At 30.5% G+C, this 16,897-nt stretch carries 14 protein-coding genes; 9 read left to right on the top strand and 5 right to left on the bottom strand.

What is annotated here, in order from left to right:
- Nucleotides 1–23: 23 nt before the first annotated feature.
- From J3U37_RS03315 to msbA (J3U37_RS03330), 4 genes are all read left to right on the top strand, one after another.
- Complete coding sequence (locus J3U37_RS03315) at nt 24–1,115, top strand: glycosyltransferase (protein WP_267373356.1); 1,092 nt, start codon at nt 24–26, stop codon at nt 1,113–1,115.
- A 92-nt stretch (nt 1,116–1,207) separates the two neighbouring features.
- The gene (locus tag J3U37_RS03320) at nt 1,208–2,266 is read left to right on the top strand and encodes an acyltransferase family protein (protein WP_267373357.1); all 1,059 of its coding nucleotides are present in this window, start codon (nt 1,208–1,210) and stop codon (nt 2,264–2,266) included.
- A gap of 251 nt (nt 2,267–2,517) precedes the next feature.
- Nucleotides 2,518–4,254 (top strand): lipid A export permease/ATP-binding protein MsbA, encoded by a 1,737-nt coding sequence (gene msbA / locus J3U37_RS03325; RefSeq protein WP_267328717.1) that lies wholly within the window; start codon nt 2,518–2,520, stop codon nt 4,252–4,254.
- A 16-nt stretch (nt 4,255–4,270) separates the two neighbouring features.
- Nucleotides 4,271–6,064, top strand: coding sequence for a lipid A export permease/ATP-binding protein MsbA (msbA, locus tag J3U37_RS03330; RefSeq protein ID WP_220219224.1), 1,794 nt, complete (start codon nt 4,271–4,273; stop codon nt 6,062–6,064).
- Here the strand turns inward: msbA (J3U37_RS03330) and J3U37_RS03335 are convergent.
- The 3 genes from J3U37_RS03335 to J3U37_RS03345 all read right to left on the bottom strand — a co-directional run bounded on the left by J3U37_RS03335 (nt 6,061) and on the right by J3U37_RS03345 (nt 9,149).
- Nucleotides 6,061–7,137, bottom strand: coding sequence for a glycosyltransferase family 2 protein (locus J3U37_RS03335; protein ID WP_267373359.1), 1,077 nt, complete (start codon nt 7,135–7,137; stop codon nt 6,061–6,063). The genes msbA (J3U37_RS03330) and J3U37_RS03335 overlap by 4 nt on opposite strands.
- Nucleotides 7,138–7,153: 16 nt before the next feature.
- Nucleotides 7,154–8,131, bottom strand: coding sequence for a glycosyltransferase family 8 protein (locus tag J3U37_RS03340; RefSeq protein ID WP_267373360.1), 978 nt, complete (start codon nt 8,129–8,131; stop codon nt 7,154–7,156).
- Between the two features lie 82 nt (nt 8,132–8,213).
- Nucleotides 8,214–9,149 (bottom strand): capsular polysaccharide synthesis protein, encoded by a 936-nt coding sequence (locus tag J3U37_RS03345; protein WP_267373361.1) that lies wholly within the window; start codon nt 9,147–9,149, stop codon nt 8,214–8,216.
- Between the two features lie 139 nt (nt 9,150–9,288).
- Here J3U37_RS03345 and J3U37_RS03350 point away from each other — a divergent pair, with 139 nt between their 5' ends.
- Nucleotides 9,289–10,257 (top strand): glycosyltransferase family 8 protein, encoded by a 969-nt coding sequence (locus J3U37_RS03350; RefSeq protein ID WP_267373362.1) that lies wholly within the window; start codon nt 9,289–9,291, stop codon nt 10,255–10,257.
- Here J3U37_RS03350 and J3U37_RS03355 read toward each other — a convergent pair.
- Nucleotides 10,254–11,210 carry a glycosyltransferase family 8 protein gene (locus J3U37_RS03355; protein ID WP_267328722.1) on the bottom strand — a complete coding sequence of 319 codons (957 nt, stop codon included), beginning with the start codon at nt 11,208–11,210 and terminating at the stop codon, nt 10,254–10,256. The two genes, J3U37_RS03350 and J3U37_RS03355, sit on opposite strands and share 4 nt — an antisense overlap.
- A gap of 151 nt (nt 11,211–11,361) precedes the next feature.
- On the opposite strand from J3U37_RS03355, the gene J3U37_RS03360 reads away from it, so the two are divergent.
- From J3U37_RS03360 to tsaB, 4 genes are all read left to right on the top strand, one after another.
- On the top strand, nt 11,362–12,339 hold the full coding sequence (locus J3U37_RS03360; protein WP_267373363.1) for a glycosyltransferase family 8 protein: 978 nt from the start codon (nt 11,362–11,364) through the stop codon (nt 12,337–12,339).
- A 10-nt stretch (nt 12,340–12,349) separates the two neighbouring features.
- Nucleotides 12,350–13,324 carry a glycosyltransferase family 8 protein gene (locus tag J3U37_RS03365; protein WP_220219231.1) on the top strand — a complete coding sequence of 325 codons (975 nt, stop codon included), beginning with the start codon at nt 12,350–12,352 and terminating at the stop codon, nt 13,322–13,324.
- Nucleotides 13,325–13,672: 348 nt separating this feature from the next.
- Nucleotides 13,673–15,577: an ATP-dependent DNA helicase gene (locus tag J3U37_RS03370; protein WP_267373365.1), complete on the top strand. Its 1,905-nt coding sequence runs from the start codon at nt 13,673–13,675 to the stop codon at nt 15,575–15,577.
- 27 nt (nt 15,578–15,604) lie between these two features.
- Entirely contained in the window at nt 15,605–16,285 is a 681-nt protein-coding gene (gene tsaB / locus J3U37_RS03375) for a tRNA (adenosine(37)-N6)-threonylcarbamoyltransferase complex dimerization subunit type 1 TsaB (RefSeq protein ID WP_267373366.1), read from the top strand.
- Nucleotides 16,286–16,333: 48 nt separating this feature from the next.
- On the opposite strand, the gene J3U37_RS03380 is transcribed toward tsaB, so the two are convergent.
- Nucleotides 16,334–16,600: a GrxA family glutaredoxin gene (locus J3U37_RS03380; protein WP_034912061.1), complete on the bottom strand. Its 267-nt coding sequence runs from the start codon at nt 16,598–16,600 to the stop codon at nt 16,334–16,336.
- Between the last annotated feature and the right edge of the window lie 297 nt (nt 16,601–16,897).

Below are 16,897 nucleotides of genomic sequence, written 5' to 3' on the forward strand. Positions count from 1 at the left end.
CTCAGATAAATTTTGATAAATTTATGGATGTGTTTCCAATACTTACTGTTATTATACCTGTATATAATACAGCTAATTATTTAAAAAGATGTTTAGATAGCGTCATTAATCAAACAATAAATAATATTGAAATAATATGTATTAATGACGGATCTACCGATGATTCTTTATCTATTTTAGAAAAATATCAAGAAATAGATCATAGAATCAAAATCATTTCGAAACAAAATGAAGGTTTATCTGTAGCTAGAAATGTTGGTATATCAAATGCTTCAGGAAAATTTATTACATTTGTTGATTCTGACGATTATATTGAAATAAATACTTATGAATTAGCTCTCCAACACTTCAACTCAGATGATATAGATGCAGTTTATTTTTCAACTAATTTAGTATTTGAATCTCAATGTACTGATGCGAATCAGGAAAAATATTATATCCATAAATATCATGGGATTATTAGTTTAACTCCCGAGATTTTAAAAAATATGGATGTGTGTGCATGGAATAAAATTTACAAGCAAGAGCTTATAAAAGAATATAAAATCAGCTTTCCTAATGGTTTGTTATACGAAGACAATCCTTTTTTTTGGTCATACATGTTAGTTTCTCATAAAGTGTATTTTATGAATGAAAAGCTATATAACTACACGATACGAGATAATTCAATTATGGGATTAACCTCAAAAAGAAAAATTGAAAAATTAGGAAAATGTAATAATGGATTAGACAAATTATTATGTTTTGAATATCTTTTAAAATTCATTTTCAAATGGAATTTATTTTCAAAAATTGAACCAATATTATGTGATTTATTTGAAAAAAATCTTTGGGATGGCCTTTATTATGCAAAAAAGAATGGCAGAAAAAAAGTATTATCCAAAGCAACGGATTTAGTAAATAAATTTCAATTACTTGATTTTTATCCTACAAATCCTTTTATTATTTCATTGTATAAAAAAAATTATTCCCGCATTGAAAATGTCAACTCTCTTTTTCTAAATCTTTGGCAAAGAATGATTGGGGTTTGGAAAACAGATAAATGCTACATAATTTGTTTTTTAGGAATAAAAATAAAAGTCAAAACTAAGCCTAACAAAATCAAAAATAACTAATGTTAGCTTTATAATCGCATAATTTATCTAATTATATAATTAGGAAAAATTTAATTCCAAATAATAACGTGATAAATATAAAGAAATCTAAAATGAAAGTAAAAACAAGAATTGAAGCGCTAGATGGACTTAGATTTCTAGCTTGCATGATGGTTATTTTTTATCATTATTTCTTTGCTAGCCCATTATCCGGTTTTATTCCTGAAAGTTATGCTATTAATGCCTTATATTTCGGGGATTTTGGGGTAGATATTTTTTTTCTAATTAGTGGATTTGTCATTTCATTATCATCAGAAGGAAAAAGTTCATTTGGTTTTATAAAATCCAGAATAAATAGAATTGTCCCTACTTTTGTCATTTTTGGTTTGATAATTTATGTCTTTTCTATTTCTGTTCCTATGATTGATCCTTTGGAAAGAATAGTATCACTGCTTTATAGTCTTACATTTTTTCCACAAGCTTTTGGCCATGCTTTTTTCAGTAGTATTTATTGGACGATACAAATTGAAGTTACTTTTTATATTTTAGTTTTTATTATGATGCAATTGGATTTATGGAAAAGATACAAAAATCAAATATGCTTCATTTGGATTATCATTTCTTTTATTAATCAGTTTATTTTAAATTCAACTATAATTAATTATGTTCTGCTTACACAATATGCAGGTCATTTTGTTGCTGGTATTGTTATCTTTAACATGAGAAAAAATAAATGTGAGCCATCAGATATCATATTGATTCTTTTTAGCACGATATTAATTTATAATCGAATGGTATATTTTAATAATACTGATGCTATTAATTTATTCCACTATCAAGTATCACATGTCGCTTTATTACTTTCTGCTGTTTGTGTAGTCTCGTTAGTTTGGTATGCTTCTAACTTAAATGGCGTAGGCAAATATTATAATTTGATCAAGTTTTTAGGTGCAATGACTTATCCTTTATATTTAATTCATTCTGATATCGGTTTTTGGTCTCATGCGATATTTGAGCGTTTATTATGGGATAAATATCCGTTCACTCGCGAAATTATTGGTTATGGTATGACAATTTTTATTGCTCTATTTGTATCTTTCCTTATATCTGCTATTTATATTAAATATCTTGATAAACCGATTAATAAACTCTTTAATAAAATTTGGCATTAGATAATCACTAACTCATTTATTAATAGTTCTAACTTCTAACCTTAACTTGTTAATTATAATATATTGCTATATAGAAATTTATATTTACACTCTATAGCTTTTTTTGTTGTTAAATATAAATAATGCGAAGATATAAACTTTTTTTAATATTCTTTATCTAATTATAAATACGAAATTTTTAATAAAACTAACTTCAATAGTTACATTTATAGTATAATAAATATAATTGTTATTACGTCATAGTGTTCGCAATGTCTCAAAAATATAACTCTTACACGACTCTTAAAAAGCTTTGGCCATTCATTAAACCTTATAGAAAAGCATTGTTTGTAGCTATTTTCGGGTTGCTACTAAATGCTGCAACCGATGCTACTTTAATATCATTAACTAAACCATTATTAGACAACGGGCTAATGGGAAAAAATTATGCACTATTGATAACTATTGCTTTTGGTATTATTGGCTTGATTGGATTAAGAGGAATTTCTAATTACGCTTCTACTTATTGCCTTTCGTGGTTATCAGGTAAAGTAATAACAAATTTTAGACAGATGATATTTGATCATTTAGTAAAAAGCCCGGTTAGTTTTCATGATCAACAATCTGTTGGCGGGCTTGTTTCTGTTATCACATATAATACACAAATGTTATCAAAGGCTTCTTCAGATGCATTAATAATACTTATCCGTGAGATAGCTTATGCAGTTGGATTATGTATCGTTATGCTTTATGGTAGTTGGAAGTTAGCATCAGTACTTATTATTCTTGTGCCTTTAATTATTTTTATTGCTCAATTCATTGCTAAACGATTCAGAAAAACTATTGCATCTATGCAACAAGGTATGGGGCAAATCTCGATTGCAAGTGATGAAATGTTGAAAGGACACAAAGAAATTTTAATATTTAATGCAAAAAAATACGAAAAAAATAATTTTTATAAACTTAATGACGGTTTTCGTAGAGGAATGTTAAAAATTGAAGTTATATCCAGATTATCGACACCTCTTATACAATTGATTGCCACATTAGGATTAGGTTTTGTATTATATTTAGTTGCTAATCAAAGCTTAGATATTACACCGGGATCGTTTACTGTTGTTTTCTCTGCTATGGTGGCTGTTATGCGCCCATTACGAGAATTAACCAGTTTACATGTGGAGTTACAAAAAGGTTCGATGGCCTGCGAGTCATTATTTGGACTTTTGAATTCTCCATTAGAAGATGATAAGGGAACTATTGTAGCTAATAATATAAAAGGCAATATTGAATTTAAACATGTAACTTTTACATATCCGACTCGAAATACTCCTGCACTAAATGATATTTCTCTAAATATACAAGCTGGGCAAACAATTGCTTTAGTTGGGCGTTCAGGTGCAGGTAAATCTACTATCGCAAACCTAATTCCACGATTTTATGATGTATCACAAGGTGAAATTCTTTTAGATTCAATTGATATTAAAGAATATACGTTAAAGTCGCTGCGTCATCAAATTGGTTATGTCTCCCAACGGGTACATTTGTTTAATGGGACTATTGCAGAAAATATTAGCTATGGCGAAAAAGATAAATATAGTCGTGAAGATATTATTCAAGCAGCTAAATTAGCCAATGCAATGGAGTTTATCGATAAATTAGAATCAGGTATAGATACAGAAGTTGGTGATAATGGGATTCTTTTATCAGGTGGGCAAAGACAAAGAATAGCTATTGCTCGAGTACTTTTACGAAATAATCCTATATTAATTCTCGATGAAGCAACTTCAGCTTTAGATAATGAATCCGAAAAGTTAGTTCAAGATGCGATTGAAATCCTTCAAAAAAATCGTACGTCAATTATAATCGCCCATCGTTTATCAACAATTGAAAAGGCAGATAGAATTCTAGTGATTGATGATGGAAAAGTTGTTGAAGATGGCAATCATATATCATTGATCGATTTAGATGGAATTTATGCACAAATGCATAAAATGCAATTTAACTCATAATTTGAAAAAATGACTAATGAAACAGAATACAAATCAAAATAATCATGACAAGTATAGCGATATTGATAAAGACTCATCAACTTGGAAAACTTTTTTAAAACTTTTTCCTTATATCTTAAGATATAAATTTGTTTTATTTTTATCAGTTATTTTATTAATTGTTAGTGCATTCGCTGATACTTCATTAATTGCTTTATTACGTCCGTTACTTGATAAAGGTTTCACCATGAATGATAAAGATTTTTTATTTATGGCACCTATTTATATCTTGGGTTTGGTATTTTTACGAGGCGTTGCAAATTATGGTTATTCTGTTTTTCTCGCTTTTGTTTCTGGAAAAATTGTAATGAAAATCCGCCAAAAGTTATTTAACCATTTCGTTGATGCTCCAGTCAGTTATTATGATAAAAATTCAACAGGACGATTATTATCCCGAATTATTTATGATACAGATCAGGTGGCTGCTTCATCGTCAGATGCATTAATTACAATTATTCGTGAATCAGCTTTTATTTGCGGCCTATTTTATACTATGTTTTATAACAGTTGGCAGTTATCCTTGTCTTTGATCATTATTACGCCTGTCGTAATTGGATTAATTACTTTTATATCGGTGAAATTTAGGAAGCTAGCAAAAAATATGCAAAACTCAATGGGCAATGTAACTATGTCTGTTGAGCAAATGTTAAAAGGGCACCGAGAAATCATAGTCTTTGGCGCTCAAGAAGAAGAATCAAAAAACTTTAATAAAGTGAATAACAAATTCCGTAGGGATGGAATGAAATTAACTTCCATATCTGCTTTATCAACTCCTATTGTTCAATTAGTTATTTCTTTTGCTATTGCTTTTGTTCTTGTAACAGCAAGTAATCCTGATTTAAATATTACTCCTGGTGAGTTTACTGTAGTGTTTTCTTCTCTAGTTGCACTAATGCAACCAATTAAAAATCTAACTAGTGTTAATGCCGGCTTCCAAAAAGGAATGGCAGCTTGTCAGACATTATTTGCTATTTTAGAACAGCCTATAGAAGATGATAAAGGTACAATTGATATTGAAAGAGTTAAAGGTGAAATCATTTTTAATAATGTCTCATTTGGTTATGAAACTAGACAAGACTTAGCTCTACGTAACATTAATTTTAATATAAAAGCGGGCGACACAGTTGCGTTGGTTGGTCGTTCCGGATCAGGTAAAACAACTATAGCTAGCTTATTAACCCGATTCTATGATATTACTGAAGGGGAAATTTTAATTGATGGCTATAATATCCAAGATTTAACATTATATTGTTTACGAAATCAAATAGGACTAGTATCCCAAAATGTTCACTTATTTAATGATACGATAACCAATAATATTGCTTATGGCAAAATTGGTGAATATACTCAAGAAGAAATTGAAGAAGCAGCGAAGAAAGCCTACGCATATGATTTTATTATGGAATTTAAAGATGGATTTAATACTAAGGTCGGGGAAGGCGGTATATTATTGTCAGGCGGTCAAAGACAGAGAATTTCAATAGCTAGAGCACTTTTAAGAAATAGTCCTATATTGATTTTAGATGAAGCTACATCAGCATTGGATACAGAATCAGAGCAGGTTATACAAAAAGCTTTAGATGCCTTACAAATTGGGAGAACCGCAATAGTTATTGCGCATAGACTATCTACAATTGAAAATGCTGATATTATATTAGTCATTGATAATGGTCAAATTGTAGAGCAAGGTAACCATAATGAACTCATTAATAAAAATGGGGTCTACAAAAATCTATACAATTTGAAAAATAGGTCTGAATTAATAAATTAATATTGGCTTAATGTTGAATAATAAAAATTTTCATTATCAATATTAGTATATGGGTGTTTTTTAGTTACGGCATATTTTAATAATATTAATTTCGTATTTATTGAACACCTATTTTTTTGGGAAAATTTAATTGCATAGCAAATGTTTTGAATTATTTTTCTTTTATTATTTCTATGCATTCTAATAGTAATTTTTAATAAACCTAAATCTTTTTTTATACTCTCTCTTTCTTGTATGGAATAATTGTAACTCGATTTAAGTAATAATTCTAAATAAGTCACATTCATCCGAAAAAAGTAGTTATTTTTGGCATTAGATGATATAGGAAGGTTTTTAATCGTATCAAAACAATCAACCAATACATCCCTTAAAATACAAGTATTTTTATAATCTACATGTTGATTAGATGACAGCGAACAAAGGCGACTTCTATGCAAATAGGCTAATTTGCTCATAAAATAACATGAAATATGAGCGTTTTTAAGAATCGCTAAAGAAACTTTGTGATCTTCGTGTATTCTCCCGGTGAATTTTTCTTTAAATAAATAACGTTTAAAAATATATTGCCAGGTCACCCCTGAGTAATTTTCTTTTTCTAGCAAAAAATCTAATAACTCTATACCACTATCAAAATATTTTTTAGGGGTTTCAATTAGTGACAGATCAGTAAGCAAAGGCAAAGATTTCTCATCTTTGAAAGATGTATAGTTAAAGTAAAATAATTCTAATTCAGGATTATTTTTTAGTGATGTTTTAAATTCATTAAATAAGTTCGTATTAACTATATCATCTGAATCAACAAACATTACATAATCTTTAGAAGCAGCTTCAATACCTGTATTTCTAGCAGCACTTACACCTAAATTAGGTTGAGAAATTATTTTTATTTGCTTATGCTTAGCAGCATATGTAACTAGTATTTCTTCAGTTTTGTCTGTTGAACCATCATCTACGCAAATTATTTCTTCTGGTAAACAAGTCTGATTAACTAAAGAATCTAAACAATTAGCAATATATGACTCAACATTGTAACAGGGTATAATAACTGTTAAATTAGTGTTCTTCACAATCATTGCTAAATTATCCCTTTTATTTTTTATTATAGAATTTGTATATCAAATATATGATATAGTAATAAAAAGCTGATGTATACTTACCTAGTTTCATCAAATACTTCGCATAATTTCTAACAGAAGAACTATTACCACTTAAAGGCAATTCTACATCTTTCCATGGCGATTGCTGTAAATAGTGCTGGAAAATTTCCGACTGGTAAACTTTATACCAAGGTTTGTTTTGCGAGATATAATGTAATACCACCGTATAAGGTTTTATATTTTTTTCTTGATGCGCGTCAATTGAAATCTTTATTTTAGTATTGAACTTAATAGGTAATAATAAAGTTTTCTTTTCCAACAAAATATTTAAGACATCTTGATCAGCAAATTTATAAACATTACCGTCATTAATCAAATTTAGCGCTTTTTCGGTAATACCCGCTTCACACCAATTTTTAGTATTAATTAATAATACACCCGCATTAAAATATTTGCTTGAATCTAAACTATACATTTTGCTGATTGCTTCTTGCATATCTTTGCTATCACTTATTACGCCGGCTATATAATCATCAATATTATAATTAGCAAGGGGTACTAATGATTTCAAGCAAATCGTGTCGCTATCAAGGTAAATGACTTTATCTGTTACTGAATTTAACAATTCCGGTATGATAAAACGAATACATGTTGAAGCATTCGAAATATGAAGAACTAAAGTTTTAGGATTTATGACAAAATTATTATTAATCCTATAAATTGTAATTGTAATTCGATCTCCGGCTAGCTGTTTAAATTTTTCAATATTTGATTCGCTTACTTGATCAATAAATAAATGAAAGTGCAAATTAACATCTAAAGTATTATTAATTACTGAAGTGATCGTTATGCCAGCTGGCATAGCATAATTATCATCGAATCCTAACGCAATGTGTAAAGTTGAAAAATTTGGGTTTGAGGCTTTAGCAATAGTCTCAGTTGATGCAATGAAGCTTTGTATATTATACATATCAATAAATTATTAATAGTTATTTATCGTTATTATATCCTAAAATCAATAGCTAAAAAATAAGATTAGGAGCAAGAAAGATTTAATAAAACAGATCTTTTTCTTTAAAAAACCTATCTAAAAATGAGCCATTAACTTTATCTTTATAACGATAGGTTAATTTATGTATAGAAGATTTATTTTTGATTTCTTCTAATTTTTCTAAGCAAAAGTCTTCATTAAAAGATAATTGCATTAGGTGAGTCGGTTCTTCAATTAAGTTAATTGAGGCATTCCATTCATCTGCTAAACATTTGTGCTCATCAATGAGGCATCTAAAAATAAAATATATTAGAAAGTAATCAATAATTTTATCTTCATTTTTCCAATAATCAAAAAGGGCGTTTCTCACACTACACATTAAGTTATTATTAGGTTGAGAATGCATAAACCAACTAGCAAATGCCAGATATGTGTGGCAATCAAACCAAGCACTGTCTTTAGTAATGCGAAAAGCAAAAAAATTGGATTGAAGAATTTGGGGTGGTATCTTATGAGTTAATAAAACTGTCGCATCAATCCAAGTACCGCCATATTTTGCCAATAAGCAAACTCGAATAATATCTGATAAATGTACTGGCGTGATAATGCCTTTTTTATATTTTTCAATGATATATTCTGGCAACTCAATATAATCAAGATAATTTTCTTCTGTTAGCCGAATAATTTTACGGTCGCCAGCATACTTTTCCACGCTTTCGAAACACAATTTAACAATATTTGGTGCGCTAGCTTCACCTTGAAACCAAATTTGCCATATCGGTAATTGCTCCGGAGGGGTAAAAGCTGCTTCGCAATTCATTTGAGCAGTATGACTACAATATTTAACAATATGATCATAAAATTCTTTCTGCTTACGATAAGGCAGATTAAAAACTTCGTTTTTTAGGTAATTTTTAACTTTTTTTCTAACCGGAGATAGAAAAATAGGAAAAGTTATGATTTTTATTATTTCTTTTGTAACTTTGTATGATAGCATGGTTTCAAATGTTCACTTTATATTCTAAAATATTAGCACAATGTAAAAATCCTTTCTATAAATTATCAATTTATTTTAAACGATTATTTATAAGTGGTAAGAACTTTATTCAGATAGAAAAATTAATTGAGAATGATGTATGTTTGATTGGAAGAAATTTGTAAATAAAATGGAGACTTTTTCAGAAAGTAATGAACCAAATTCAAATATGTTGCACATAGCATTAGCCTTTGATGATAATTATGCAATGCCTGCTGGGGTAACAATAACTTCTGTGATAAAAAACAATAGCTCTTCATGTTTTTGTTTTCATCTTTTAGTCGATAATGTTTCATTAGAAAATATAAATAAGTTTAAAGAATTAGTTAATCAACAAGTCACTATTAAAATCTATTATTTAAATGATAATTTTGAAATTAATCCCAATACATTAGTACTTGGTTATTTATCAGCTGTATCCTGTGTTCGTTTTATTTTACCAGCTTTATTGTATTCACAAACTAAGAAATTTCTCTATATCGATAGTGATATTCTTTGTTTGAAGCCTATTTCAGAATTATATAATACTGATATTTCAAATTATGTTGCTGCGGTGATATCCGATGATAAGCCGATGCAAAACAAAATAAAGCAATTATATAATATTGATTCTGAAAGATACTTTAATTCAGGAGTTTTATTGATAAATTCTGAAAAATGGATGCAAGATGATCTTACTAATAAATGTATTGAGAAGGTCAACGACGGAAATATTTATCACTTTGCCGATCAGGACGTTTTAAATATTCTGCTAGAGAATAAAACATTATTATTACCTATCAAATATAATACTAAAATTCATATTACTTTCCCTTGTAATGAAGAAAAAGCGATAGCACCTTACACCGTGTTATTACACTATGTTACTGGATACAAGCCATGGTATCAGACATTTAACTCTCAGTTATTTCAAAGCTATCATGCTCTATCGCCTTGGAACAATACTCCTCGACCGCTTGCATTAAAGAAATCATGGTTACGCAATTATGCAAAACACTGTTTCAAAGAAAAACAATTTAGCTTATCGATTAAATTCTATTATTTATATTTGTTAAGAAAACTAGTTTAATTATTTTTCACTATTTTTAACTTAATATAAGTAAGAAAATACTTTAGGCTTGTAAAAAATTGCCCTTTCTTAAAAAAGGACTTAGCATAAATACGATAATCATTAACCCGCATTTTATGCTTATAACTTTTAAGAGGGGTATTTGCCCAAGGGGTGAAGTATTTATAAAAATTATACAAATTTTGTGCAAGTCCGGTGTGTTCTTGATACCACATCTTCCTTGCACCAGTGAAATGAATTATGCACGGTAAAGACGCTTTATCGTAAAAAAATGTCTCTTTTTGCTTATCATTCATCCAGGTAAATAAATAATTCCATTTTGGATCTATCCATAAAACTTGATTTTCTAATACGATATTTAAAGCATCTTGATCAGGATAGACTAGATTTTTGTTTTCAGAAGAAAGTAGTATCTGATTAACTTTGTTTTCAATATCAAACTCAATCCACTTATGAACATTAATATATAAAAGGCCCGAGTTAAAATATTTGGTTGAATTAAGTTGAAGTCTTTCCTGATTTTTCAACATATTTTGTTTATCCAATGAATCGGGCGTTACAGCACATATCACTGAATCTATATTGATATCTAAAATTGAAGAAATATCAGCAAAACATAAAGTATCGGCATCAAGATAAATGAATTTATCAACAATACCATTTAATAGTCTGGGAACTGATAGTCGTATATACATCGACCGATTGATATGTTTGACTTTGTTATTTTGAGTATCAGAATATTTTGTCAACTCTTCTACAGGAATTGAATATAGCGTAATTGAAGAGCTAAGTTGTTGTAACTTCTGTTGTTCCTCTTGCGAAACATCATACAAAAAAACATGAAAATGAATATTATTATTGAGATTATTATGTACTATAGAGCTTATCGACACGCCTACATGTTCAAGATAATTTGAATCAGTACAATATGCGATATTAATAATATTATTCATTTCAGACACTCTTAAATAACCTATTATGATATTTAGTCATTACCCAATTAATATGTCAATATAAAATTGATTATTACTTCATTGTTTAATTTAACGTATGTTACAATGTTATTTCAAATTTTCTAAAATCATCCTTAAATATTAGTAAAAAATGAAAGAAAATCTTTTTATCAAAAAAATCACTACATTATTTGAAAATGCTCAAGCATCTTTAGAAACCACACATATTGCATTTTGTTTTGATGACAATTATGCAATGCCAGCAGGAATAGCGATGTCTTCGGTTATCTCAAATAATTTGGATAAGAATCTGGTATTCCATTTGTTTGCTAATAATGTAACTAATGAAAAAATATCAAGATTTAATCAACTAAACAACGATAATGTTAGCATAATTTGTTATGAAATTGGGGATGATTTTTCGATTAATCCTGATACATTAGTATTGCATGTATCAGCCTCAACCTGCTTACGATTTGTCGTTCCTCAGATATTAAATAAAGTGACTTCGCGAGTTTTATATTTAGATTGCGATGTACTTTGTACAAATAATCTCAATGAATTAATTCACACTGATTTAAGTGATAAATATGCAGCAGTCGTACCTGATGTTGATAAAACACAGGAAAAGCAATGCCCAGCTTGTGATATCCCTTACGGTGAATATTTTAATGCCGGAATGATCTATATTAATACTGATATGTGGGTAGATAATAATCTTACCGATAAAGCGTTTGCTATGATAAATAGCGGTAAAGTATATAAGTTTGCTGATCAAGATGTATTAAATATTTTGATGCAAGGTAAAACAGTATTTTTACCTAAACGTTTTAATATTCTTACCTCATTAACGGTAGGCGGAAAAGAAGATAATATGATCGGTAATGATGGGGTGATAATTCATTATGTGACTGGCAATAAACCATGGTACCAATTATATTTAACACCACTTTATCAACGATATTTGTCATCCTCACCGTGGGCAAACGATAAATTATTAGTAGCGAATGAAAATGCACCTTCTACAACCAGACGATATGCAAAATTACTTGCCAGTCAACACAAATATTTTGCCGCTATTAAATATTATCTCCTTTATCTAAAACATAAAGCTTGTAAAAAACATTAAGGGTTAGATTGTGATTAATGTTGATGCATTTATTAATAAAAAAAATGAATTATTGTCTTGTGCTTTTTCAGATGCTAAACACGTATTGCATATTCTTTTATGTTTTGATGATAACTACGCTTTATCTGCTGGAGTCGATATTATTTCGGTTATTGAAAATAATCAAAAACAGCCAATTCATTTTCATCTTTTTACCCATAATCTAAATGATGAAAATAGAAAGAAACTCTCTCTTATCAAAGCTAATGATGTTGCTATAACTGAATATGTGATTAATGATCAGTTTAAAATTGATAAAAAAAATACCGAACAATTTCCTATTGCCGCTTGCGTCAGATTGATAGCGCCAATGATCTTAAAAGATATTGCTACCAAATTATTGTATATTGATAGTGATACGCTTTGTATTAAAAAATTGGATTTAATTGAACAAATTAATTTAGATTCTATTATTGTAGCAGCCGTTGCTGATATGCCCTATATGCAACAATCACAATGCGCTAAATATGATGTTATATTTGGCACGTATTTCAATTCAGGTGTTATGTTAATTAATGTGCCACTTTGGTGTCAGCAAGATATCACATCTAAGACATTAAAACTTTTAAATAGTGGTGAAAAATACCAATTTCCTGATCAAGATGTGTTAAATATTGCTATTGGTGAAAAAAGATTTATCTTGCCGCAAAAGTATAATAATTTGCTTGCATTATCGGTTAATGGTAATGAAGATGCCAATGTGCCACAAGATACGGTTCTTATCCATTACATCACTAAAAATAAGCCATGGCATCAGCCATATCGCTCCAGATTGTTTGACAACTATTTAGAACAATCCCCATGGCGAAATGATTGTTTACCACTCTACTGTGCAAAGAAAACCTCATCAATACGGGCTTACTCTCGATTGATGTTTAAACAAAAAAAATATTTGTCCGGGATAGGTCACTATTTGATCTATTTAAAAACCAAATTGCTGAAATAAAATGCGATTCTCTCTCTGAGAAAAATTAATTGAAATATTAATCAATATTGGCTTATCCAAACGTTTATGATTTAACGATTATTCATCTTTCAGTAATATTTAATCAATTGATTATTAGGCATAAAAATATGATTTAGTCGATGTGTAAACTAATCCTGTATATCTTTTTCTTTCGGTTATTGGTATAGTATGCCACTTATTTAAGTGGTTAATTGTTCAATTCTATAAAATAAATTCATATCAGCATAAATGAAAGTACTAAACTTTCATTGCGTTTTAATATTCCTAAATAGATTTTCTTATTTTGATTAATGTGTTGAATTTATCTTTTTATCAGGTGCATGTTAAGTGATTGATGATTTTGCAGAAAATGGTTTACTGGCTAAAGCGATAGACGGCTTTGTGGCAAGAGAGCCACAACGCAACATGGCGAGTAAAGTTTCCGAATCGATAGAAAAACAGCATGCTCTTGTGGTTGAAGCAGGTACCGGAACGGGTAAAACTTTCGCTTATCTTGTACCTGCCTTGCGCAGTGAAAAGAAAGTGATACTTTCAACAGGATCTAAAAACTTACAAGAACAACTATTTAGTAAAGATCTACCGATTATCAAAAAGGCATTAAATTACACGGGTAAAATCTCGTTACTGAAAGGGAGATCGAACTATCTTTGTTTAGAACGTTTGTATCATCAATATGCCGCCGCCGGTGATCTCAATAAAGATTTACGTGTTGATTTGGCTAGGGTCAAAAACTGGTCGATTAAAACCAAAGATGGCGATATCAGTAAATGCACCACGGTTACTGAGGGTAATCCGATTTGGCCTATTTTAACCAGCACTAATGATAGTTGTCTTGGAAGTGATTGTGAACATTATAACGATTGCTATGTCGTCAAAGCCCGAAAGCGAGCATTAAATGCGGATGTTGTTGTTGTCAATCATCATCTATTTTTAGCGGATGTGGTAGTAAAAGACACGGGATTTGGCGAACTCATACCTAAAGCTGATGTGATGATTTTTGATGAAGCGCATCAACTTCCAGATTTAGCTTGTCATTATTTCGGCGAACAATTAACAAGTAGACAACTTTTTGATTTAGCCAAAGAAATTACCCTTTGTTATCGTACCGAAGTCAAAGACATGGCTCAACTACAACAGTGTGCCGATAAACTTCAAAAATGCACTCAAGATTTACGGTTGGTCATTAATCAGCAAGCACCCAAAGGTAATTTACGTACTTTATTTAATCAACCTGCTGTAAAACAAGAATTATCTTATCTTTTTGATGCGCTAAACTTTTGTCACGAAGTGATGTTATTAGCTATTGGTCGTTCTTCAACGCTCGATAACTGTTTTGATAGAGTAAGCCAATATACTTTGCTGTTAAAACGACTTCAAGAGATCAACACCACCGGCTATAGTTATTGGTATGAAAGTAGTCTTAACTACTTTCTCTTTGCATTAACACCATTATCGGTTGCTGATAAGTTCACCGAATTATTAGCGGAACGAAAAGGCAGTTGGATATTTACCTCTGCTACTTTGTCAGTCAATAATCAATTAGATTATTTTACTAAACGTTTAGGCTTAACCAATGCTGACTCATTAATACTAGAAAGCCCTTTTGATTATGCTCATCAAACCATAATGTGTGTGCCTCGCTATATTCCTTCACCTAATGAACAAGGTAATGCGGAAAAACTGGTCAATATTCTATTGCCGGTGATTGAAGCAAATAATGGGCGATGTTTCTTTTTATGTACCTCTTATGCAATGATGAATGCATTGGCTAAGCAGTTTAGAGAGCTGACCCAATTACCCGTACTGGTTCAAGGTGAAACCAGCAAAGTAAAATTATTAGATCAGTTTGTTGCCAGCGGTAATGCACTGTTAATCGCTACCAGTAGCTTTTGGGAGGGGATAGATGTTAGAGGCGATACCCTATCATGTGTTATCATAGATAAGTTACCATTTACATCTCCGGACGATCCACTTATTAAAGCGCGTATGGAGGATTGTCAAATGCAAGGTGGCGATGCGTTTAATGATGTACAACTACCAGAAGCGGTGATCACCTTAAAACAAGGTGTCGGGCGCTTGATACGTCACCATAATGATCGTGGTGCAATTATTATTTGTGATAATCGTCTGGTCATGCGACCATACGGTGCAACATTTATTAATAGTTTACCGCCTTCACCCAGAACACGAGATATAAATAAAGTAATTAATTTCTTATTATCAAAGAACTAACAAAAGACAAAAATTTTTGGGAAAAAAATGAGTACTATATTAGCAATTGATACTTCAACTGAAGCTTGTTCGGTCGCTTTACTTTATCGTAATGAAATCACTTCTGATTTTATGATCTCAGCCAGAGACCATACTAAGCAAATACTACCTATGGTAGATAAAATATTGCACCAATCTGACTGCTCACTCTCTCAAGTTGATGCTATTGCTTTTGGCCAAGGCCCCGGAAGTTTTACCGGTGTTCGAATTGGCATTGGGGTCGCCCAAGGTTTAGCATTGGGGCTTGATAAACCAATGATAGGTGTATCAACGTTAATGACTTTAGCTCAAGGGGCATATCGTAACAAACAAGCAACCGATGTAATTGCAGCAATCGATGCCAGAATGAACGAGGTCTACTTAGGACAATACCATTATATAGATGATCAATGGCAAGCGGTTATCACTCCTTGCGTTGTTGCACCTGAAAAAGTCGGTGACAAAATACAAACGATAACCAGCTCAGCTTATTGTGCAGGTACTGGCTGGCAAACTTATCCGGATATGTTAACGAACATTAAACAAAGTGATGTTTTACTGCCCGATGCTCAAGATTTGATTGTCATTGCTGAACAAAAATGGCAAAACAATGAGTGGCTAAATGTACAGGATGCTGAACCCACCTATTTACGAAACGAAGTAACATGGAAAAAGTTACTGGGGCGATAAAAAAAGCCACAATTAAGTGGCTTTTAAATAGAATTTGATGATGAAAGATTACTCTTTGAAAAGACCTAAATGCTCTTTAGCATAAGCTTCAAAGTCAGTGCATCCACCAATTGGTTTTTCATCAATAAAGATTTGTGGCACAGTTTCAACTGGCTTGCCCACACTTTTAGAAAGATCTTCTTTAGTAATGCCTTCTGCATTAATGTCGACATAACGATAAGAAAAATCATCACGTTCTTGCGATAATTTTTCGGCTAACTCTTTCGCTCGTACGCAATACGGACAGCCTTGACGACCAAAAATTACAGTATACATTTGTCACCTCTTTCATTGATATTAATGATATGTTCACTATACTTTAGTTTTGAAGAAAAAAAAGTTGTTAAACATATTTGTTTAAATAGATTATATCTATTGATAATCAAATTGGAAAGTTAAAAAGGCCTTAAGGTGGATCACCAAAATTAGATTGCTTATTTTTTCATATATTTCATCGCACTTTTGAAACAGCCAGCAACATTATTTTTATAATATGATTATATTATTAGAGAATAAAGACTGTTTTTTAGTCAGCCTGTTATAACTAAACTTTTCTTGAAATAGCAAAAATAA

The sequence above is a fragment of the Gilliamella sp. B3172 genome (assembly GCF_026536465.1).
In the GTDB taxonomy this organism is placed as follows: Bacteria; Pseudomonadota; Gammaproteobacteria; order Enterobacterales; family Orbaceae; genus Gilliamella.

Bases quoted from the DNA above. Each gene is read 5' to 3' on its own strand.
- J3U37_RS03315 (WP_267373356.1), top strand. From the start codon at position 24: ATGGATGTGTTTCCAATACTTACTGTTATTATACCTGTATATAATACA.
- J3U37_RS03320 (WP_267373357.1), top strand. From the start codon at position 1,208: ATGAAAGTAAAAACAAGAATTGAAGCGCTAGATGGACTTAGATTTCTA.
- msbA (WP_267328717.1), top strand. From the start codon at position 2,518: ATGTCTCAAAAATATAACTCTTACACGACTCTTAAAAAGCTTTGGCCA.
- msbA (WP_220219224.1), top strand. From the start codon at position 4,271: ATGAAACAGAATACAAATCAAAATAATCATGACAAGTATAGCGATATT.
- J3U37_RS03335 (WP_267373359.1), bottom strand. From the start codon at position 7,137: ATGATTGTGAAGAACACTAATTTAACAGTTATTATACCCTGTTACAAT.
- J3U37_RS03340 (WP_267373360.1), bottom strand. From the start codon at position 8,131: ATGTATAATATACAAAGCTTCATTGCATCAACTGAGACTATTGCTAAA.
- J3U37_RS03345 (WP_267373361.1), bottom strand. From the start codon at position 9,149: ATGCTATCATACAAAGTTACAAAAGAAATAATAAAAATCATAACTTTT.
- J3U37_RS03350 (WP_267373362.1), top strand. From the start codon at position 9,289: ATGTTTGATTGGAAGAAATTTGTAAATAAAATGGAGACTTTTTCAGAA.
- J3U37_RS03355 (WP_267328722.1), bottom strand. From the start codon at position 11,210: ATGAATAATATTATTAATATCGCATATTGTACTGATTCAAATTATCTT.
- J3U37_RS03360 (WP_267373363.1), top strand. From the start codon at position 11,362: ATGAAAGAAAATCTTTTTATCAAAAAAATCACTACATTATTTGAAAAT.
- tsaB (WP_267373366.1), top strand. From the start codon at position 15,605: ATGAGTACTATATTAGCAATTGATACTTCAACTGAAGCTTGTTCGGTC.
- J3U37_RS03380 (WP_034912061.1), bottom strand. From the start codon at position 16,600: ATGTATACTGTAATTTTTGGTCGTCAAGGCTGTCCGTATTGCGTACGA.